General features: G+C 67.5%; 20 protein-coding genes. 10 read left to right on the forward strand and 10 right to left on the reverse strand.

The annotated features are described in order from the left end of the window. Positions 1–41 precede the first annotated feature (41 nt). On the forward strand, positions 42–2,546 hold the full coding sequence (locus ACLBV5_RS13760; protein WP_447606010.1) for a TonB-dependent receptor domain-containing protein: 2,505 nt from the start codon (positions 42–44) through the stop codon (positions 2,544–2,546). A gap of 91 nt (positions 2,547–2,637) precedes the next feature. On the opposite strand, the gene ACLBV5_RS13765 is transcribed toward ACLBV5_RS13760, so the two are convergent. From ACLBV5_RS13765 to ACLBV5_RS13780, 4 genes are all read right to left on the reverse strand, one after another. After that, positions 2,638–3,672, reverse strand: a complete 1,035-nt coding sequence (locus tag ACLBV5_RS13765; protein WP_447606011.1) for an ABC transporter ATP-binding protein — start codon at positions 3,670–3,672, stop codon at positions 2,638–2,640. Beyond that, positions 3,669–5,210, reverse strand: a complete 1,542-nt coding sequence (locus ACLBV5_RS13770) for an ABC transporter permease (RefSeq protein ID WP_447606066.1) — start codon at positions 5,208–5,210, stop codon at positions 3,669–3,671. Before ACLBV5_RS13770 ends, ACLBV5_RS13765 begins: the two co-directional genes overlap by 4 nt. Positions 5,211–5,281: 71 nt before the next feature. Next, positions 5,282–6,334: an extracellular solute-binding protein gene (locus ACLBV5_RS13775; protein ID WP_447606012.1), complete on the reverse strand. Its 1,053-nt coding sequence runs from the start codon at positions 6,332–6,334 to the stop codon at positions 5,282–5,284. Between the two features lie 188 nt (positions 6,335–6,522). Continuing rightward, complete coding sequence (locus tag ACLBV5_RS13780; protein ID WP_447606013.1) at positions 6,523–6,972, reverse strand: MerR family transcriptional regulator; 450 nt, start codon at positions 6,970–6,972, stop codon at positions 6,523–6,525. 125 nt (positions 6,973–7,097) lie between these two features. On the opposite strand from ACLBV5_RS13780, the gene ACLBV5_RS13785 reads away from it, so the two are divergent. The 5 genes from ACLBV5_RS13785 to ACLBV5_RS13805 are packed head-to-tail and all read left to right on the forward strand — an operon-like array spanning position 7,098 to position 10,998. Continuing rightward, positions 7,098–7,502, forward strand: a complete 405-nt coding sequence (locus ACLBV5_RS13785) for a hypothetical protein (protein ID WP_447606014.1) — start codon at positions 7,098–7,100, stop codon at positions 7,500–7,502. Continuing rightward, positions 7,499–7,777: a hypothetical protein gene (locus ACLBV5_RS13790; RefSeq protein WP_447606015.1), complete on the forward strand. Its 279-nt coding sequence runs from the start codon at positions 7,499–7,501 to the stop codon at positions 7,775–7,777. The genes ACLBV5_RS13785 and ACLBV5_RS13790 overlap by 4 nt, the downstream gene beginning before the upstream one ends. A 60-nt stretch (positions 7,778–7,837) precedes the next feature. Further along, positions 7,838–9,781, forward strand: coding sequence for an FTR1 family protein (locus ACLBV5_RS13795; protein WP_447606016.1), 1,944 nt, complete (start codon positions 7,838–7,840; stop codon positions 9,779–9,781). Further along, complete coding sequence (locus tag ACLBV5_RS13800; protein ID WP_447606017.1) at positions 9,778–10,779, forward strand: arsenic resistance protein; 1,002 nt, start codon at positions 9,778–9,780, stop codon at positions 10,777–10,779. Before ACLBV5_RS13795 ends, ACLBV5_RS13800 begins: the two co-directional genes overlap by 4 nt. Continuing rightward, positions 10,780–10,998: a GDCCVxC domain-containing (seleno)protein gene (locus ACLBV5_RS13805; RefSeq protein WP_447606018.1), complete on the forward strand. Its 219-nt coding sequence runs from the start codon at positions 10,780–10,782 to the stop codon at positions 10,996–10,998. Positions 10,999–11,037: 39 nt separating this feature from the next. Here ACLBV5_RS13805 and arsH read toward each other — a convergent pair whose 3' ends face one another. The 6 genes from arsH to ACLBV5_RS13835 all read right to left on the reverse strand — a co-directional run bounded on the left by arsH (position 11,038) and on the right by ACLBV5_RS13835 (position 14,660). After that, positions 11,038–11,784, reverse strand: coding sequence for an arsenical resistance protein ArsH (arsH, locus tag ACLBV5_RS13810; RefSeq protein WP_303718298.1), 747 nt, complete (start codon positions 11,782–11,784; stop codon positions 11,038–11,040). Continuing rightward, positions 11,781–12,221: an arsenic resistance N-acetyltransferase ArsN2 gene (arsN2, locus tag ACLBV5_RS13815; RefSeq protein WP_303718297.1), complete on the reverse strand. Its 441-nt coding sequence runs from the start codon at positions 12,219–12,221 to the stop codon at positions 11,781–11,783. Before arsN2 ends, arsH begins: the two co-directional genes overlap by 4 nt. Next, positions 12,221–13,306 carry an ACR3 family arsenite efflux transporter gene (gene arsB, locus ACLBV5_RS13820; RefSeq protein WP_447606019.1) on the reverse strand — a complete coding sequence of 362 codons (1,086 nt, stop codon included), beginning with the start codon at positions 13,304–13,306 and terminating at the stop codon, positions 12,221–12,223. The genes arsN2 and arsB overlap by 1 nt, the downstream gene beginning before the upstream one ends. Then, on the reverse strand, positions 13,306–13,728 hold the full coding sequence (gene arsC, locus ACLBV5_RS13825) for an arsenate reductase (glutaredoxin) (RefSeq protein WP_447606020.1): 423 nt from the start codon (positions 13,726–13,728) through the stop codon (positions 13,306–13,308). Before arsC ends, arsB begins: the two co-directional genes overlap by 1 nt. Positions 13,729–13,735: 7 nt before the next feature. Beyond that, the gene (locus tag ACLBV5_RS13830) at positions 13,736–14,077 is read right to left on the reverse strand and encodes an ArsR/SmtB family transcription factor (RefSeq protein WP_303718294.1); all 342 of its coding nucleotides are present in this window, start codon (positions 14,075–14,077) and stop codon (positions 13,736–13,738) included. Positions 14,078–14,237: 160 nt separating this feature from the next. Beyond that, the gene (locus ACLBV5_RS13835; protein WP_303718293.1) at positions 14,238–14,660 is read right to left on the reverse strand and encodes a MerR family transcriptional regulator; all 423 of its coding nucleotides are present in this window, start codon (positions 14,658–14,660) and stop codon (positions 14,238–14,240) included. 74 nt (positions 14,661–14,734) lie between these two features. Between ACLBV5_RS13835 and ACLBV5_RS13840 the strand changes: the two genes are divergently transcribed. The 4 genes from ACLBV5_RS13840 (at position 14,735) to ACLBV5_RS13855 (ending at position 19,850) form a co-directional block, all read left to right on the forward strand. Continuing rightward, on the forward strand, positions 14,735–16,885 hold the full coding sequence (locus ACLBV5_RS13840; RefSeq protein WP_447606067.1) for a heavy metal translocating P-type ATPase: 2,151 nt from the start codon (positions 14,735–14,737) through the stop codon (positions 16,883–16,885). Between the two features lie 135 nt (positions 16,886–17,020). Further along, the gene (locus ACLBV5_RS13845; RefSeq protein WP_447606021.1) at positions 17,021–17,365 is read left to right on the forward strand and encodes a hypothetical protein; all 345 of its coding nucleotides are present in this window, start codon (positions 17,021–17,023) and stop codon (positions 17,363–17,365) included. Positions 17,366–17,418: 53 nt separating this feature from the next. After that, positions 17,419–18,672: a TolC family protein gene (locus tag ACLBV5_RS13850; protein ID WP_447606022.1), complete on the forward strand. Its 1,254-nt coding sequence runs from the start codon at positions 17,419–17,421 to the stop codon at positions 18,670–18,672. Further along, positions 18,669–19,850, forward strand: coding sequence for an efflux RND transporter periplasmic adaptor subunit (locus ACLBV5_RS13855; RefSeq protein WP_447606023.1), 1,182 nt, complete (start codon positions 18,669–18,671; stop codon positions 19,848–19,850). The genes ACLBV5_RS13850 and ACLBV5_RS13855 overlap by 4 nt, the downstream gene beginning before the upstream one ends. The last annotated feature ends 1 nt before the right edge of the window (position 19,851 follow it).

Raw genomic sequence — 19,851 nt, forward strand, 5'->3', positions numbered from 1 at the left:
ACGAACCGGCCGGGGGCCGGTCATCCACTTAGGGGCTACCAATGACCACTTCCTCGCCGCTTTCGCGCACTCTGAAACGCGGCCTGCTGGCCTGCAGCGCCGTGGCCGTCCTGGCCGCCGCTTCGCCGGTCCTCGCGCAGTCCTTGGGCGGCCAGCCGATCGCCTTCGCCATTGAAGGCCAGGCGCTGGAAACGGCCCTGACCAGCTTCGCCCGCACGGCTGATGTCCAGGTGGTCTTCTCGCCGGAACTGGTGCGCGGCAAGCGCGCCGGTCGCGTCGTCGGCCTCATGCCGCCGGCCCAGGCGCTGCGCGAGATTCTGGCCGGATCGGGCCTGGTCGCGACCCAGGTCGGCGAGCGCACCTTTTCTGTTTCGCAGATTGGCGCCGGCGCCGCCGACGTCACCACCATCGACGAGGTGATCGTCACCGCTCAGAAGCGCGCGCAGCGGATCCAGGACGTGCCGCTGGCCGTCACCCTGCTGGACGGCGACGACGCCGCGCGTCGCGGCATCGACAGCGTCGCGGGCCTGGTGGACGAGGTTCCCGGCGTCTCGATCAACTACGCCTTCGGCGGCACCAACTACGGCCTGATCAGCATCCGCGGCATTGGCGGCGCGGACGACTACAAGCCCAACGGCAACCCTTCGGTCGCCCTGCACGTGGACGGCGTCTATCAGACCTCCAACGCCTATCTGGGCATGCCGCTGTTTGACCTGGATCGCGTCGAGATCCTCAAAGGGCCGCAGGGCACCCTGTACGGCCGCAACACCACGGCCGGCGTGATCAACGCCATCACCAAAGGGCCCGGCGACGCGGTTGAAGGTTCGGGCCGCGTCGAGATCGGCAGCCATGACTACACCGCCATGGAGGCGGCCGTCGGCGGTCCGCTGGGGGACAAGGTCGGCGTGCGCTTGGCCGTCCTGGCCGAGCAGGGCGGGGGCTTCATGACGGGCGCCGGCGCGGGCGATCTCGGCGGCTACCGTCCCGTGATCGGCGGCGTCGTCCAGACCCAGGTCCCGGCCATTGTCGATCCGGGGCGCCGCGAAGGCTTCGGCGACGCTGATCTGTTCGCGGGTCGCGCCACCGTGGCCATGGACTTCAGCCCCGAGACGAACCTGACGCTGAAGCTGTTCGGTAGCCGGGATCGCGGCGATACGCGCCAGTACGACCGGATCTCGGCCGCTCTGGACAGCAATATCGCCAACGCCGGCGAGAACGACGACCCCTACGAGTTCTATTCGTCGGAATACCCTACCCAGAGCATCGACATCTACGGCGTGTCGGGCGTCCTGGAGCACAGGCTGGGCGACAACCTGAACCTGGCCGTGATCGGCAACCTCCAGGGCACGACCCGCTCGGTCCAGGGCAATGGCGACGGCTCGCCCTATCCGGCCTCGCGCTTCGACGCCGACGAAACCTTGAGCCAGGCCTCGCTCGAAATGCGCCTGAGCGACGACACGGGTGGTCGTCTGGATTGGATCGTGGGCGGCTTCTACGTCTCGGACGACATCGATTTCGACACCCACTGGACCAGCTATACGGCCCGGACCCAGTACGACAACCTGCACAAGCAGACCCGTAACAGCTTCGCCCTCTTCGGCCAGGTCGACTATGACCTGACTGACAAGCTGACCCTGTCGGGCGGCCTGCGCTACACCCGCGACGAAGCGACCTTCAGCGGCCGCAACGACGACTTAAACCCGTGGGGCATCTCGACCTTCACCACCACCTTCGCCACGACCGACCCCTTCGTCTGGGACCGGTCGTTCGAGGATGACAATGTATCGGGCCGGGTCACGGCGAAATACGCCTTCAGCCCGAGCCTGAACGTCTTCGTCTCGGCCGGCACCGGCTATCGCGGCGGCGGCTTCGACGGAACCTCGATCTTCACCCAGGCCGAGACCCTGCCGTTCGAGTCCGAAACGGTCACGGCCTATGAGGCCGGGTTGCGTTGGACCACCGCGCGTCTGCGGGTGTCGCTGGACGCCTTCTCCTACAGGTTCAAGGAACTGCAGGCGACGACCCGCCTGGCCAATGACACCAACGGCCGCGCCAACGTCGGCGAGGCAGAGAGCAAGGGGATCGAGTTCGCTGTCAACGCGATGCTATTTGAGAGCGCTAATCAGACGCTGGACCTCGATCTGGCGGCGGCCTTCCTGGACACCGAGATCATCTCGTTCAGCTCGGCGCGCGTAGCCGAGGTGTTGTCGACCGTCGGCGATCCCCTGCCGGGCGCGCCGGATGTGACCGCGACCCTGTCGCTGAACCACGGCCTGATGCTGGCCAACGGCTGGCGAGTGGACAGTCGCCTGTCAGTTTCGCATCATGGTGAGGAGTCTAATCGCCTCAATGCGGCGCCCGGCAACACAGCCGAGGCCTACACCCTCCTGAACGCCCGCGTTGAGCTGGAAACCGCCGCCAACTGGGCGGTCTACGCCTATGGCCGCAACATCACCGACGAGGTCTACTTCCCCGAGCTGAACGGCACCTCGCGTCTGGTCGGCGCGCCGGCGACCTATGGCGTCGGCCTGCGCTACAGCTTCTGACGAAAGGCCGCGCCGCCGCCTTTCCGTCGAGCGGCGGCGCGGCCTGGCTTTCATGATGCATCAGGACGCCGGGGGGCGTGCCGACTGCGGCTCAGGCGCGGGAATAGATGCGCGCGCGGGCGGCGTTGAATGTCACCCGGACCGTTTCTCCGATGGAGGGGGCTGGTCCCGCAATCCGGAGCCTCAGGGTTTGGCTCCCGGCCAGAAGCTTCACCTCGATGAAGGGGCCGCCGAAGGCGATGGCGCCGACGGTCGCAGCCACCCCCTCCGTTCCCACGCAGGCGTCGCCGGGGCGGATCATCACCCAGGCGGGGCCGTCGGGCTCGTCGGGCGCGGGCAAGGCGCCGAAGGCGGTTGTCGCTACACCCGCCAGAACCTCGGCCGAGAGCAGTTCGACTTCTCCCAGCAGACGCGCGGCGGCGGGCGAAACGGGGTGCAGATAGGCGTCGTCCGGCGCGCCGATCTGCAAGATGCGGCCCTTGTCCATCAAGACCAGATCGTCGGCCATCAACAGGGCCTCCTCAGCGTCATGAGTAACCATCAGGACGGCGGCGTCGGCGGCGCGCAGGGCGCCCATCAGCGTCTGGCGCACCTCGGACTTCAGGTGCCGGTCCAGGCCGGAGAAGGGCTCGTCCAGCAGGACGGTGTGCGGCCGCCGCGCCAGGGCGCGCACCAGGGCCACACGTTGCTGCTCGCCGCCCGACAGCATATGCGGCCAGGCGTCGGCCCGGTCGGCCAGATGCACGGTGTCCAGCCATTCCAGGGCCGTGCGGCGGCGCTCGGCGCGCGGCCGGTCCTTGAGCCCGAAGGCGACGTTGTCGGCGACGCTGAGGTGCGGAAACAGGGCGTAGTCCTGGAACACCAGTCCGACGCCGCGCGCCTCTGGCGGGGTCGAGCGCGCGGGGTCGGACAGCAGCCGGCCCTCGGCGTGGATGGTTCCTCCGTCCATCGGCTCCAACCCGGCGATCATCCGCAACAGCGTGCTCTTGCCGCAGCCCGAGGGGCCGAGCAGGGCGGTGATGCGGCCGGCGTGCAGGTCCAGGTTAACGCCGTCGACGGCGAGGCGGGCGCCGAAACGCCGCGTGGCGCCGCGCACGGTCATGGCGGGGGTCATGGCGGGGCTCATCGTGGGGCTCCGGGACGGGAGGCGGCGATCTTGCGCGTCAGCCAGATCACGCCGGGCAGTGCCAGGACGATGATCATCAGCGACGGCCAGCCCGCCTGCGGCAACCGTTCGTCATTGGCGTAGTTGGAGGCCAGCACCGCCAGGGTGTCGAAGTCGAAGGGGCGCAGGATCAGGGTGGCCGGCAGTTCCTTCAGCACGTCGATGAAGACGATCAGGGCGGCGGTCAGCAGGGCGCCGCGCGCGATGGGCAACTGGATGGCCAGAGCGGCGCCGGTCTCGCTGCGGCCGAGGCTGCGGGCGGCCCCGATCATGGCGGGGGTGACCTTGGAGAAGCCGGCCTCGATGGGCTCCAGCGCCGCCGCCATCAGACGCGCGGCATAGGCGTAGGTGAGCAGGGCCACGCCGACGCCGACGCCGGAGGTCGCGCCGGGCGACAGTCGCCACAACACGGCGGCCGGGGCCAGAAGGCCGATGGCCATGACGGCGCCTGGCGTGGCGTACCCCAGGCTGGCGATACGCGCGGTGACCGGCAGGCGCGCGGCGCCCAGCGCCAGAAGCGTCGCCAGGATCACCGTGGCTCCAGCCCCCAGTCCGCCCATGACCAGGCTGCGTCTTCCCGCAGAAAGCAGCCGCGACCAGTCAGGCGTGATTTCAAGCGACCGCATCAGCAGAAAGCCGACCGGCAGGATGAGGGCCAGGGTCAGCAATGTCAGGCAGAAGCCTGTGGCGGCGACGGCGCGCCAGCCGGTCAGGGCCTCCGACTGCAACGGGCGATAGCGGGCGTGGCTGCTCTCAAAGCTGCGTCCCTTGCGGCCCCAGCGCTCCAGCCAGAGCAGGACGGCCGCCGTCGCCAGCAGGGGCAGGGCGAAGCGCGCGGCCGAGGCCGGCGAGCCATAGACCGACCACGCACGCACCACGCCGGTGGTCAGGGTCTGGACGCTGAGGAATTGCACCGCGCCATAGTCGGCCAGGGTCTCCATGACGGCGAGGGCCATGCCGGCGGCAAGCGCCGGCCGGGCCAGGGGCAGGGCGATCTGGACGAAGGCCTGCCAGGCCGAGCAGCCCAGGGTGCGCGCGGCTTCCAGCGGATGTACCGACTGGTTCAGGAAGGCGGCGCGCATGGCCAGGAAGACATAGGGATAGAAGGCGCAGGTCAGGATGAAGATCGCGCCTGGAACCGAGCGCATCTGGATCGGCAGATCCCAGCCCAGGCTCGGTCGCATCCACATCCGCAACGGCCCCGCCACGTCGAACAACTGGGCATAGGCATAGGCCAGGGCGAAGGCGGGCGCCGCCAGCGGCAGGGCCAGGGCCCAGGCGAAGACGTCTCGCCCCGGAAACCGATGCATGGCCGTCAGCCAGGCGGCCAGGGAGCCGACGACCGCCGTGGTCGCCGCCACGCCCAAAGCCAGAACGCCGGAGGTCGCGGCGTAGCGCGCCACGTCCTTGGCGGCGATGTCGGCCATGCCTGGCTGCATCGCCACCCAGACCACGCCGGCCAGGGGCGCCAGGGCGACCATGGCCGCGCCGATGGCCATCAGGCGCAACGGCGAAGGCCCGCCGCGACGTGCGCGGCGGGCCTCCTGGCCCTGGCTGACAGGGGACGTGATTATCGCCAGCCCGCCGCGCTGATCATCGACTGGGCCTGGGCCTGATGCACGCCATAGCGGGCGACAGACATTGGGTTGGCCTTGAAGCCGGCGTAGGGCGCGACCGCTTCGGCCGGCGCAGCGTCAGCCACGGCCGGGAACTCGAAGCTGGACTGGGTGACGATGGCCTGGGCTTCCGGCGACGCCAGGAATTCCAGGAACTTGACGGCGTTCTCGCGATTGGGCGCATGGGCCGCCAGGCCGCCGCCCGAGATGTTGACGTGCGAACCCTGGCCGTCCAGCGACGGGAAGCCCAGGGTGAGCTTCTGGGCGATCTGGCGGTCGCCGGCTTCATCGCCGGACGCCATGCGGATGAAGTAGTAGCTGTTCGTCAGGGCGACTTCGCAGACCCCCGCCGCCACGGCGCGAATCTGGTCGCGGTCACCGCCTTCCGGCGGGCGCGCCAGATTGGCGACCACGCCCTCAACCCATTGCTTGGCGCGTTCGGGTCCCCAGGCCTCGATCAGGGCGCCGACCAGGGACAGATTATAGACGTTGTCGCCCGAGCGGACGCAGAGCTTGCCCTTGAAGCGGGGCGTGGCGAGCTTGGCGTAGTCGTCGATCTCCTCGGGCTTCACCTTGGCGGGGTCGTAGGCCGCCACGCGGGCGCGGCGCGAGAAGCCGAACCACTGGCCGTCCGGCGCACGCAGGTTGGCGGGAATGGCCTGGTTCAGCCTTTCGGAGTTGGCCGCCTGGAACAGGCCGGCGTCCTGGGCGCGCCACAGGGCCCCCGCGTCGGCGGCGATGAAGACGTCGGCCGGGCTGTTGGCGCCCTCGGCCTTCATGCGGGCGATCAGTTCGTCGGGCTTGCCCTCGATGCGCTTGACGTCGATGCCGGTCTTCTGCGCGAACAGATCGTAGAGCTTCTGGTCGGCGTCATAGTGGCGGGCGGTGTAGAGGTTCAGCACCCCGGCTTCGCCCGCCTTGTCGGCGGAGCCTTCCTTCTGGCCGCAGGCCGCGAGCGACAGGGCGCCCAGGGCGACGGCGGCGAGTGTGACGATGCGACGGTTCATGGCGCCTCTCCAGCTAAAGACAGATTGGCGGTAGTTGGATTGAGAACGTTTCTCAATGTCCAAGGGGCGGTCGCGACCTCAGGCCGCAGTCTCTGCGCCGGCGGGAACCGCTCCATCATTCAATGATGTCGTAGAGTCTCCAGGCGATGCGCTTCGTTCCGGGGCGCGCCGGGCCTGGCGGCTGGTCGTTAGGCCGCCTTGGGTCCGCAGCAGGATTTCTGTCGCGTCTGGGCCAGGTCTTCCAGGATGACGCAATCCGGACTGGGACCGCTGGCACAGGCGGCGTCGCAGTCGCTCACAAGCTTCGCCAGGTCGGCTTCGAGGGCTTTGAGTTCATCGAGTTTCGTTCGAACGACGTTCAGATTCTGGTGTGCAAGGTCGCGTGCGTCGAGGCAGGAACGGTCACCGCCGTTTTCGAGCAGTTCGATCAGGCTGCGGACCTGCTCGATGGGGAAACCCAGTTCGCGGCATCGGCGTATGAAAGTCAGACGCTGGAGGTCGGCGTCGCCATAGGTGCGGTGACCTCCGTCCCGACGTTCGGCCCGGCGCACAAGCCCGATCTGTTCATAGTAGCGGATGGTCGGCGGAGTCGCACCGCTGCGCTTGGCGAGGGCGCCGATCGAAAGCTCGCGGTCCATTCTTGTCCTCGACGAATAGGGCTTGAACCTCAAGTTACTTTAAGTCCTACAAGGCGTCCATCGGATCGGCGCCAGGCGCGCCTTTCGAGTCCTGCGGGTCGCCCGACCCAGTCTCTAACCTGTGGATGCTGCCGAACATGACGTCTCTCAATCCCGGCACCCCTTTGAACGCAGAGCCCGCAAAAGGCGACCCTAACCAGAAGGCCGTCGGGGCCGGTTCCATCGTCGCGACGTCCGGCGCGGTTCTCGGCTGCGCGGCCTGCTGCGTCGTGCCGTTGGCGTTTCCGATCCTGGCCCTGGGCGCATCAGGCGCGGTTCTGGCGTGGTTCGCAGGCGCCCATATGTGGATCACGGGCCTCGCTCTTCTGATCGTCCTTGCGGCATGGAGCTGGCTGGCCTGGCGAACCTTCCGCCAGGGCCATCCGATCGCTCGCTCGACCTTGATCATGATGAGCCTCTCGACCTTCATGCTCGCCCTGGCCCTCATGTGGCCGCGAGTCGAACCCCTGCTGATGGACCTCGTGCGATGACGCGCGAGCAGACGCCCGGCAAGAAGATCAGGCCGCTTTGGGTCGTTCTCGGCTTGGCGGGCGCCTGCGCAGTCTGCTGCGCCGTGCCGATCGTCGCGTTGGTGATGGGAGGGGCGACCCTGGCCGCTTTGGGGATCGCCTTGAGCCAGAACTGGGATGCTATCGCTTGCGGCGCGCTCATGTTGATTGCTCTGGGAGCGGTCCTGGTGGGCATGAGGCCGCGCAGTCCGCCGACGTCCTGCAACATTGATGGCTCCTGCGGATGCAAGGAGTAGGTGTGAAAGCGTCGCCGGCGAGGCTTGGCCTTGAGGGTCATTGCGCCTAGACGATTGCGAATGATAACCGATCTGAAAAACTGCGTCCGCGTTTTGGCGTTCAGCATCGTCGCGCTGGCCTTTATGGGAAGCGCGCCGACGGCCGTAGCGGCCCAGGAGGTCGCTTCGTCTCAAACGGCGTGGCGTCTGCTTGATTACCTCGCGGTCGACTACAGCGGGGCGGTCCAGAACGGCCAGGTGATCAGTCCGCCCGAGTATGCGGAAATGAATGAGTTCGCGGGGCAGGTGCGTGAACGGATCGCCGCCTTGCCGACCCATCCAGCTCAGCCGGCTCTGATCGCTAAAGCCAGGGCCCTGGAAGCGGCGATCACCGCCAAGCAAGATCCCAAGGCCGTCGCCGGACAGGCCCATACCTTGGCGACCGAACTCCTCGCGGCCTATCCGACGCCGCTGGCGCCGATCCGCATGCCTGACCTGACCCGAGGGGCAAAGCTCTACGCCGAAAACTGCGCGTCTTGCCACGGCGCCGCTGGCGGCGGCGACGGCCCGCTCGCGGCCGATCTCGACCCGCCGGCCATCGCCTTCGCCGACGTCGAGCGGGCGCGCCAACGCAGCGCCTTCGGCTTGTACCAGGTCATCAATCAGGGCCTCGACGGCACGGCGATGGCGAGCTTTGCCTACCTGCCGACCGATGAGCAGTGGGACCTGGCCTTCTATGTCGGCCGGTTCGCCTTCAGTGAGGAACAGGCTGCGGAGGGTGAGAAGCTCTGGACGGAAGATGCGACGGTTCGTGCGCGTTTCCCCGACCTGAAGGCGCTGTCCCAGATGACGCCGGTCGCCCTGGCCGACATCGTCGGCGAGGCCAAGGCCGATGCGCTGACCGCCTATCTTCGGCGTCATCCCGAGGCTGTCAGCCAACAGTCGAGCGGTTCTCTGGATATCGCCCGGCGCAAGCTGCGCGAGAGTCTGGCGGCCTATGAGGCGGGTGACAAACGCAAGGCGACCGATCTCGCGCTCGCCGCCTATCTCGACGGATTCGAGCCCGTGGAGCCCATGCTGACCGCACGGGACAAGGCCCTCATGCTGCGGATCGAAACCGCCATGGGGCAGGTTCGGGGCGCCATCAGCCGCAATGCATCGGTCAGTGAGGTGCGCGCCGAGATTGAACAACTGGACGGCTTGTTCGCCGACGCCGCCCGCTCTCTGGAGCCGGATCAGGCCAGCAATACCTCGAGTTTCCTGGGGGCCTTCGCCGTCCTGCTCCGCGAGGGCCTGGAAGCGCTGCTGATCGTGGTGGCCATGATCGCCTTCCTCCGCAAGGCTGAGCGGACCGACGTGCTTCCCTATGTCCACGGCGGGTGGGTGGCGGCCCTGGTCGCCGGCGGCCTGACCTGGGTGACGGCGACCTATCTGATCACCATCAGCGGCGCGAGCCGCGAACTCACTGAGGGCTTTGGCTCTCTGATCGCCTCAGCCGTGTTGATCTCGGTCGGGCTCTGGATGCACGGCAAGGCCCAGGCTGACGCCTGGCAGGTCTACATCCGTGAGAAACTCTCAAAGGCCCTGTCGAAGAAGTCGGCCTGGTTCCTGTTCCTCCTCGCCTTCATCGTCGTCTACCGGGAGGTGTTCGAGACCATCCTCTTCCTGACCGCCTTGTGGACGCAGGGCGGCGGGGCGGCCATGCTCGCGGGGATCGGCGCTGCGGCGGTCGTGCTGGCGGTTGTGGCCTGGGTGATGTTGCGCCTCAGCCGAAGCCTGCCGATCTCGAAATTCTTCCAGTACAGCGCCGTCCTGATGGCGATCCTCGCCGTCGTTCTCGCGGGCAAGGGCGTTGCGGCCTTGCAAGAAGCCGGGTTGATCAGCCTGCATCCGCTGGCTCTGCCCCGGATTGACTGGCTGGGCTTCTATCCGACCGTCGAAGGCGTATTCGCCCAACTGGTTGTCGTCGTGGCGCTGGCGATCGGGTTCTTCGTCGCGCGTCCGAAGGTCAGGGTGACGGCATGAAGACCTCTGCGCTACGAGACGCTCTGGAAGCGCGGCAGGTCTGGATCTACTTCGCCGCCGTAATCGGCGCAGTGGCGGTAGGGCTCCTCATCCCCGGCACGGAAGCATGGGAAGGGACGATCAATCCGGCCCTGGCCTTGATGCTGTTCGTCACCTTCCTGCAGGTTCCTATGGCCGCCCTCGGTCGGGCGCTGCGCGAACTCCGGTTCATGGGGGCCTTGCTGGCGGTCAACTTCATCGCCGTGCCCGTGCTGGTGCTCGGACTGGTCCAGTTCCTGCCGGCCGACCCCCTGATCCGTCTGGGCGTCCTGATGGTGCTGCTGTGCCCGTGTATTGACTATGTTGTGACCTTCGCCCACCTGGGGCGGGCGGACGCCCGGTTGCTGTTGGCCTCGACGCCGGTCCTGCTGATCGCGCAGATGGCCCTATTGCCGATCTATCTGCGCCTGTTCCTGGGCGCCGAGGCGGCGGGCTACGTGCAGCCCGGACCGTTCATCCATGCCTTCGTCTGGCTGATTGTCATTCCCTTTGCGCTGGCGGTGGCGGTCCAGGCCTGGGCCGCCCGCTCCTCAACGGGAGAGCGGGTGTCATCCTGGCTTGGGCTGGCGCCGGTGCCGGCGACGGCCCTGGTGCTGTTCGTCGTGGTCGCGGCCGTGGTTCCGCAACTCGGGCAGGCGTTGGACAAGACCTTGGGCGTCGTGCCGGTCTATGTCGCCTTCGCGGTGCTGGCGCCGATCGCTGGATGGGCTGTGTCGCGTCTGGCGCGCCTGAACCCTGAGGCAGGGCGCGCCGTCGCTTTCAGCGCGGGGACTCGAAATTCTCTGGTGGTCCTGCCGCTCGCCCTGGCTGTCCCCGGGGCCGTACCCATTCTCCCCGCCATAATCGTGGCCCAGACGTTGGTCGAACTCATCGCAGAGCTTGTCTATGTCCAGATCATCCCGCGCTTCGGCGCAGGGCGACGGGCCTGGCTTGCGCCCAATCCGAATGGTGACCGTTGAATGAGTGCGCCTGTCCTGCTCCAGTCGACGCTGACCTGTCCGCATTGCGGCCATGTCGCGACCGAGACCATGCCCACTGACGCCTGCATCTGGTTCTACGACTGCCTCGGCTGCGGCGTGAAACTGAAGCCCCTGCCAGGCGACTGCTGCGTCTTCTGTTCCTATGCCGATGTGCCCTGTCCGCCGATTCAGGAGGATGGCAAGGGCTGCTGCGGCTAGAGAGGCCTAGGGCTTGGGATCGTCAGATGGCGGCTGGCGCTAAGCTGACCTGATAGCGATCGCAGACAGGTCGTTGGCCGCATCGATCGGCACGCCTGACGCTTTCCGTTCGGAATAGCGATCCACCAACGGACCGGCATGGGCGCGGGTCAGGACAGTGAAGCGCACGAGTTCCTCCATCACATCGACAATGCGGTCGTAGTAGCTGGACGGCTTCATGCGGCCGTCGTCGTCGAACTCCGTGAAGGCCTTAGCCACGCTGGACTGGTTGGGGATGGTGATCATCCGCATCCAGCGGCCGAGCAGGCGCAGGGTGTTGACCGCGTTGAAACTCTGCGAGCCGCCCGAGACCTGCATGACCGCCAGGGTGCGACCTTGGGTCGGGCGCATGCCTCCCATGTTTAGCGGCAGGTGGTCGATCTGAAGCTTCATGATCCCGGAAATCTGACCGTGGCGTTCCGGGCTGCTCCAGACCATGCCTTCGGACCACAGGGCGTGCTCGCGCAGTTCGTGGACGGCGGGATGGTCGTCGTAGTCGACCTGATCCGTCAGTGGCAGATCGGACGGATCGAAGATGCGCGTCTCGCAGCCCATGAAGCGCAGAAGCCGCGCGGCCTCCTCGACGCACAGCCGGGAAAAAGAGCGGTCCCGCAGCGAGCCGTAGAGCAGCAGGATGCGAGGCGGATGATCGTTCGGACCGAGGCCTAGCGCGGGCCGGGAGGACAGGTAGGCTGGGTCGAGTGCCGGCATGTGGTCGGGATCGGGCAGGACGCGTAGGCGGGTCATTGGGTAGGCAACTCCTTGAACATGAAAGCCGCCGAGGCCGGGCACAGGGTGCTGAACTGCCGGGAGGCGGCTATGGCGGGCGGCGCCGCCGAACGGGGCAGGACGACGTAGCCGTGCCGCTGGAAGAAGGCGGTCGCTGAGGTCGTGAGGAGGTAGAGGGCGGTCGCCTGTAGCTGGGACGCCTCGGCTTCGAGCCAGGACAGGATCTCCGCGCCCAGGCCGGCGTTCCGACGACCGTCGATGACGGCGATGGAGCGGATCAGGATGGCAGGTCCGGCGTGCTCCATTCCGCCGTAGCCAATCAGGCCGCGGTCATCCTCGAAGCGATAGAAGCGACGGCCGGCCTCATGGAGATCATCCGTCGGCAGGCCTGCGGCCTCCAACCCGGCGATCAGGTCGGGAGTGGGCTCGGGCAACTCCATGGCGTTGAAGGCCATCAGCAGGCGTCCTTCTTCGGCGCTGTGTCGGGGAAGTAACGGCGGCCCAGCCACAGGGCGACCGAGACCAGCAGGATCAAGACCGGCACCTCGACCAGAGGGCCGATGACGGCGGCGAAAGCCACCGGCGAGGCCAGCCCGAAGGCCGCGATGGCGACGGCGATCGCCAGTTCGAAATTGTTGGAGGCGGCGGTGAAGGCCAGGGCCGTGGTGCGCGGATAGTCCGCTTCGATCAGCCGCCCCATCAGGAAGCTGACCACGAACATGACAAAGAAGTAGATCGTCAGCGGGATGGCGATGCGCAGGGCGTCCAGCGGCAGGGCGACCACCTCGCCGCCCTTCAGGCTGAACATGGAGACGATGGTGAAGAGCAGGGCGATCAGGGTGATCGGCGCGATGCGCGGCAGGAAGCGCGTTTCATACCAATCGGCGCCCTTGCTAGCGACCAGGGTGCGCCGGGTCAGGAAGCCGCCGAGGAAGGGCAGGCCCAGATAGATCAGGACGGCGCCGGCGATGGTCCAGACGCTGACATCGACCACGCTGCTCTCCAGCCCGAACAGGGGCGGCAACACGGTCAAGAACAGCCAGGCGTAGAGGCTGAAGAAGGCGATCTGGAAGATCGAGTTGAAGGCGACCAGACCCGCTACGTACTGGTTGTCGCCGCGCGCCAACTGGTTCCAGACCAGCACCATGGCGATGCAGCGGGCCAGACCGATCAGGATGACCCCAGTCATATATTCCGGCTGATCGCGCAGGAAGATGACCGCCAGGGCGAACATCAACACCGGCCCCAGCACCCAGTTCTGGAACAGGGACAGGGCAAGCACCCGCTTGTCGGCGAAGACGCGCGGCAGTTCCTCGTACTTCACGCGCGCCAGCGGCGGATACATCATCAGGATCAGGCCGATGGCGATGGGGATGTTGGTCGTCCCGACCGACAGGCCGTTGATCCAGCCGGGAAGCCCCGGCACGACCGTGCCCAGCAGCACGCCCAGCGCCATGGCGGCGAAAATCCACAATGTCAGCCAGCGGTCCAGGAAGGAGAGGCGGGGCTGCGGCTGTTCAGTAATCACGGCATCGACCATCAGCGGACCCTCCGGCCCTCGGCGTCGATGACGACCTCGCCGTCCTCCTTGGTGAAGGGCTTCAGCCCCTCCGACGGCAGGAGATCGAGCACCGCCTCGGACGGCCGGCACAGCTTCACCCCGAGCGGGGACACGACGATAGGACGGTTCAGCAGAACCGGATGGGCTTCGATGGCGTCGAGCAACTGGTCGTCGGTCAGGGCGGGATCGCTCAGCCCTAGTTCGGCGAAAGGCGTGCCCTTCTCGCGCAGAAGGCTGCGGAGCGGCACGCCCATGCGCTCGGCTAGCCCCGCGATCATGGCGCGGCTGGGCGGCGTCTTCAGATACTCGACGACGTGCGGCTCGATCCCGACGTGACGGACCAGGGCCAGGGTGTTGCGCGAGGTCCCGCAGGCGGGGTTGTGATAGATGACGACGTCCATGGGAGCCTCAGGTGCGGCAGGGCGAGAGCGAGAGTTCAGCCAGCAGCGGCTCGCACAGCTCGGCGCGGCCCTGACAGCAGTCCTTCAGCAGGAAGAGCACCAGCGCCTGGAGGCGATCGAGGTCCGCCCGGTAGATGATCGACCGGCTGCGACGCTCGGAACTGATCAGGCCTGCGCGGGACAGAACCCCGAGGTGGGCCGACATGGTGTTGGCCGGAACCGCCAGGGCGTCCGCGATCTCGCCGGCGGGCAGGCCCTCGGGTTCGTGCCGCACCAGGAGGCGGAAGGTCTCAAGGCGCGTGGGCTGCGCCAAGGCGGCGAGAGCTAGGATGGCGGGTTCTGATTCCATAATTCCAAGATAATAGAATTATAGGAACTGGCAAGCCATGGCGAGGTCTCGGACGGGGGCGGCCGTCGCTGGCCAGCCGTTTGAAGGCGCCTGATCCCTGGAACCTGTTCGCCGTCGCCACCCTCATCTTCTGACCCTGGTCGACGTGTCCTGAGTCTAGCTAGTGCGTGTCGCTCAGGCATCCGCTGTGGTCGCCAAGCACCTCTATCACGCGGCAATCCGCCGTCGAGCCGTTGGGACAGTTCGCCATGCGGGCGACCTCGACCCGTAGGGCGGTGAGGCGCGCGATCTTGTGGTCGATATCGTCGAGGTGGGCCCGAGCGATGCTGTCTGCGGTTTCGCAAGGACCGTTCGGGTCTCCCGCCAACGCCAGAAGTTCGCGGATCGGTTCAATCTCGAACCCAAGTTCACGCGCGTGTCGAATGAACCGCAGGCGTCGCAGGTCGCCGTCGTCATAGAGGCGACGGTTCCCCTCAGTGCGCGGCGGCGACGGCAGGAGCTGAATCTGCTCATAGTAGCGGATCGTCGGCGGCTTGATCCCGCTGGCCTTCGACGCCTGGCCGATCGTTACGCCCTGGCTCATTTTACCGCTTGCTCCTCTAGTCGCTAGAGGAAGTAGCGTCGCCCGGAGTTCGAAACAAGGAGCCCCTCGTGACGATGGAAACCCTGGACGCCGTGGAAACCCGATATCGCGTGACCGGCATGGATTGCGCTAGCTGCGGCTCCAAGGTCGAAACGGCGGTGCGCAAGCTGTCGGGCGTGACGAATGTCGCGGTGACTGTCTCCTCTGGTCTACTGAAGGTCGAGCACGGCGCCGACTTCATGTCGGACGGGGTTGTTCGCCAGGTTCGCAATCTGGGCTATGGCGCTGAAGTTCTCGTCCCTCTGGAGCCTTCAGAGGGATCGACGGAAGCCCGGCAAGGCGACGACGGCGAGACCATGCGCGGGCCCTGGTGGTGGACCCGCAAGGCCAAGCTTACTGCGGCTTGCGGCGTGGCCCTGGTCGCGGCCTACCTCCTCGGCGCCCTGTTCCCGGCGATGGAGCGTGGAGCCTTCCTGGTCGCCCTGGCGGTAGGCCTCGTTCCGGTTGGCTGGCGTGCGATCACCGCCGCGCGGTACGGGACGCCGTTCTCGATCGAGATGCTGATGACGATCGCGGCGGTCGGGGCGGTCTTCATCGGAGCCGCGGAAGAGGCGGCCGCCGTCGTCCTTCTGTTCCTGGTCGGCGAAATGCTGGAGGGTGTTGCTGCGGGACGGGCCCGCAAGAGCATCCAGGGCCTGACCGACCTGGTGCCCAAGACCGCCCTGATCGAAGCCGATGGCCAGGTCAGTGAAGTACCGGCTGAAAGCCTTGCGCTCGGCGTCGTCATCCTCGTGAGACCAGGCGACCGCGTAACGGCGGACGGCGTCGTCGTTGAAGGCGAGGGCGAAATCGACGAAGCGCCGGTGACGGGCGAAAGCGTGCCCAAGCGGAAAATGGCGGGGGATCCCGTCTACGCTGGGACCATCAATGTGGGCGGCGTCCTGCGGGTTAGGGTCACGGCGACCGCCGCCGACAACACCATTGCGCGGGTTGTTCGTCTGGTGGAGGAGGCGCAGGAATCGAAGTCGCCGACCGAGCGTTTCATCGACCGTTTCTCGACAATCTATACCCCCGTGGTTCTTGTCGTCGGTGCCCTGGTCGCGACCGTCCCGCCGCTCATGTTCGGCGGATCGTGGGGCGAGTGGATTTACAAGGGTCTGGCGATCCTCCTGATCGGCTGCCCCTGCGCCCTCGTGATCTCGACGCCGGCGGCCATAGCTGCGGGTCTTTCCGCTGGCGCACGGCGAGGATTGCTGATGAAGGGCGGTGCCGTGCTCGAAACCCTGGGCAAGATCACCGCCGTCGCCATCGACAAGACCGGAACGCTGACGTCCGGCAAACCCGTTGTGACCGACATCGTGGCCGGCGCGCGGACTCAGGCGGAAGTGCTTGCCCTTTCGGCGGCCCTGGAAACCGGATCGAGCCACCCCTTGGCCCTGGCCATCCTCAATCGTGCGACGGCCGACGGCGTGTCCATCCAGCCGGCTTCGTCGGCCCGGGCGATCGCGGGGGAGGGCGTCGAAGGGATAGTGGACGGCGTGCATGTCTTTCTGGGATCGCCCCAGGCCGCCGCTCGGCGATCTCCGCCTTCGGCCTCTCAGGACGAGGCGATCGCGGGCTTCAACGCCGCTGGCAAGACGGTTTCGGTTCTGCTGGTCGATGGTCAGGCGGCGGGCTTCCTGGCCATAAGGGACGAGGCGCGCCCGGATGCGGCGGCCGGGCTGGCGCGGCTCAAGGCCATGGGTGTGCGCGTTGTGATGTTGACCGGAGACAACCGGCGCACCGCGGAGGCGGTCGCGATCGGTCTGGGCGTAGAGGCGCGGGCCGAACTGCTGCCGCAGGACAAGCAGAGGATCGTCAAAGAACTGCAGGCCGAAGGCCTTGTCGTCGCCAAGGTCGGCGATGGAATAAATGACGCGCCCGCACTTGCCGCAGCCCATGTCGGCATCGCCATGGGCGGAGGGGCTGATGTGGCCTTGGAAACAGCCGATGCGGCCGTGCTGCACGGCCGTGTTCAGGACATTCCCGACATGATCCTTTTGTCCAGGGATGTGATGGGCAACATCCGTCAGAACATCACCATCGCCCTGGGCTTGAAGGCGGTCTTCCTGGTCACGACGGTGATCGGCGTCACCGGCCTCTGGCCGGCTATCCTCGCCGACACCGGGGCGACCGTGCTGGTGACCGCAAACGCCATGCGCCTGCTGCAATGGCGGCCGAAATGAGCCGGGACGGCCAGACATCGTCCAAGTCGGGTATGGAATTCGGGGTGAGCCTGCCGTCTCCGATCTGCCGGGCTACCGGTGACGGTGCGACCATGACGGCATTGCCGGGGGCTCATACTGTGGTAGGAAAAGGCCATGTTTGAATGGTCGAACAGGACATTCGCGGTGGGGGCGCTTCTCGCGCTCGTCATCGTCGTGTTCGGTTTCCTGCCGGCCGCTGACGCGGCGGCCTGTGCGCCAGAGGCGCGGGCTGATGTCGCGGCTTCGTCCCTTTCGACCTCTCCTGATCATGATACAGGCGGCGACCTGAAACACGGCGGTTGCGCCCATGGTCATTGTCATCACGGCTCAACGGGCATGCAGCCGGCGTCGATCCTTGTTCCGGCCAACCTGAACAAGGCTGACGACGCGAAGGCGCCGAAGAGCGACCTGATGGCGTCTCGAACGCCCGCCGGTCCGGATCGCCCTCCCAGACTCTGACGCGAATGCCGCGCCTTCGTGCGCCCATCCGTCAGAAATCTGGGAAATGAACCATGTCTTCCTCACATCGTCGGCTGTCGCTTCTGGCGGCCGGCTGCGCCGTGGTCGCGATAGCGACAGCGGCCGCTGCGCCTGCCTGGGCAGATCCAGCGCCGAGCTACGAAACCCTGCTTGAACGCATCGGCCAGACGCCCGTCAACGTCGAGGCCGGCGCCCTGTTCGACGCCGCCGAGGCGCGGGTCCGACAGGCGCGCACGCGTCCCAATCCAATTGTCGGCATAACCGCTGACGGCGTCCTGGGGAGCGGTCCTTATGATGGCTACCGCAACGCCGAGACCAGCCTGGCCCTGACCCAGGATCTAGAGCTCTGGGGACGCAGGGGCGCCAGGGTGGACGTTGCGCGCGGCGAAGCCGGCGCATCCGCTCTTCGTCGCGATCTCGCCGGCGTCGATGCGGCGGGCCGTCTGGCGCTGGTCTACGCCGAAGCCGAGGCCGCAGATCGTCGCTTTCAACTGGCCAAGGAGGCCTTGACGATCACCCTGGCGGACGCCCGCGCAGCCCTGTTGCTCGTGGAGGAGGGACGAGAACCCCTGCTGCGCGGCATTCAGGCAGAAACCGAGGCGGCTTCGGCGCGTGCGTCGCTTGATGAGGCGGGCGCCGAACGCGAGGCCGCCTTCGCCCGGTTGACGGCGACGGCCATGCTGCCGACGGCCGTCACCTCCATTGATGCGGGCGTTCTGGATCGTGCGCCTTCGGCGCCGGATCGTTCCGGAGCGGTTTCGCCCGTCGTGCGCCTGGCGGAGGCGGAGCGCGATACGGCCGAGCGACGTATCCGGGTGGAGCGGATCAATGCTCGCCCGAACGTCAGCGCCTCTGTCGGCGTCACTCGGTATGAAGCCGAAGACGCCACCGCATTGACGTTCGGCGTGAGCATGCCCTTGCCGCTGTTCGATCGAAACCGGGGAAACATCCAGGCGGCGCAGGCCGAGTTCCGGGCGGCCGACGCCCGCCTCGACGGCGCCCGTCTCGATGAATCCGCCGACCGAAGCGCAGCCCTGGCCCGACTGAACGCCTCCGCCAGCCGTGTGGGAGCGACCGACGCCGGCGTGACCTCGGCCGAGGAGGCCTATCGCCTGTCCCGGTTGGGTTTTGAAGCGGGGCGCATTTCCCAGCTTGAACTGCGCGCGTCCCGCGCCGCCCTGATCTCCGCCCGCAACGCCGCCGTCGACGCCCGCCTCGCGCGGGTCCGGGCGGAAATCGACCTCGCGCGCCTGCAAAGCCGCATCCCGTTTGGAGCCGCCCTGTGAAAACCCAGATCAAGACCAGAAAGACCTGGCTGATGGCCGGGGCCGCCGTGGCGGTCCTCGTCATCGGCGGCGCGGCCTTCCTTATGACCCGCGACGATCCCGCGCCCACGGCGCCGGTTCCGGCAGCCGCTGAAGCCGGCCACGAGGGCGAGGCCGCTGGCGAAGCCAAAGAAGGCGTCATCGCCCTGACGCCGGCTCAGATCGAGGCGGCGGGCATCACAGTCATGGCGGTCGGACGTGGCGGGGGCGGCGAGACCCGTCTTGCCGGGCGTGTGGAGCCCATGATCGACGCCCGCGCCGCCGTGGCCGCCTCCGTCGGCGGTCGGGTCGAGCGCGTCCTGGTCGCGCCGGGCCAGTCCGTGCGCGCCGGCCAGGCCCTGGCGGTGCTGGTCAGCGGTGAAGCCGCCACCTTCCACGCCGACGCCGACGCCGCCGCCGCTGCTGCTGATGCGGCGCGGCGCGCCTATCAAAGGAACGACAGCCTGGCGTCCCAAGGGGTTGTGGCGCGTCAGGAGGTTGAAACCTCACGCGCTCAATCGCTGAGCGCTGACGCCGCCGCGCGAGCCGCTCGTGCTCGGGCGTCGGCGGCGGGCGGTCCCAATGCGTCGGGCCGCATCAGCGTCTCCAGCCCGATCTCGGGCGTGGTGACATCAGTTCAGGTCGGTCCGGGCGGCTTCACGCCCCAGGGCGGCGTGGTCGCAGAGGTCACCAATCCCGCTCGTGTGGAACTGGTGTTCAACGCCCCGCCTGCGCTCGCCGCCCAGGTGCGGGCGGGTTCGTCGTTGCGGGTGCAAGGTCCGACCGGTGAATTCGACGCCATCGTTACGGGCGTAGCCGTGGGCGGAGCCGGCGAGAGCGGCGCGACGCTCATTCGCGCCCGGCCGACCGGCGGCGCCCTGCCGCCCGCGGGATCGCCTGTTAGCGGCGCTCTGGTGACGGGCGGAGAAGCCGATGGCCTGACCGTTCCCACCGAGGCCGTGCAGACGGTCGAGGGGGGGACCGTCGTCTTCGTCCAGGTCGACGGCGGCTTCCAGGCCGTCCCGGTCATGGTCGGCCGCCAGGCCGGCGGCCGGACCGAGATTCTGCGCGGCCTGACCGGCGGCGAACGCATCGCCGGCGCCAAGGCCTTCCTGCTCAAGGCGGAGCTCGCCAAGGGCGAAGCCGAGCACGGCCACTAGG

This window comes from Brevundimonas sp. M1A4_2e (assembly GCF_053345555.1).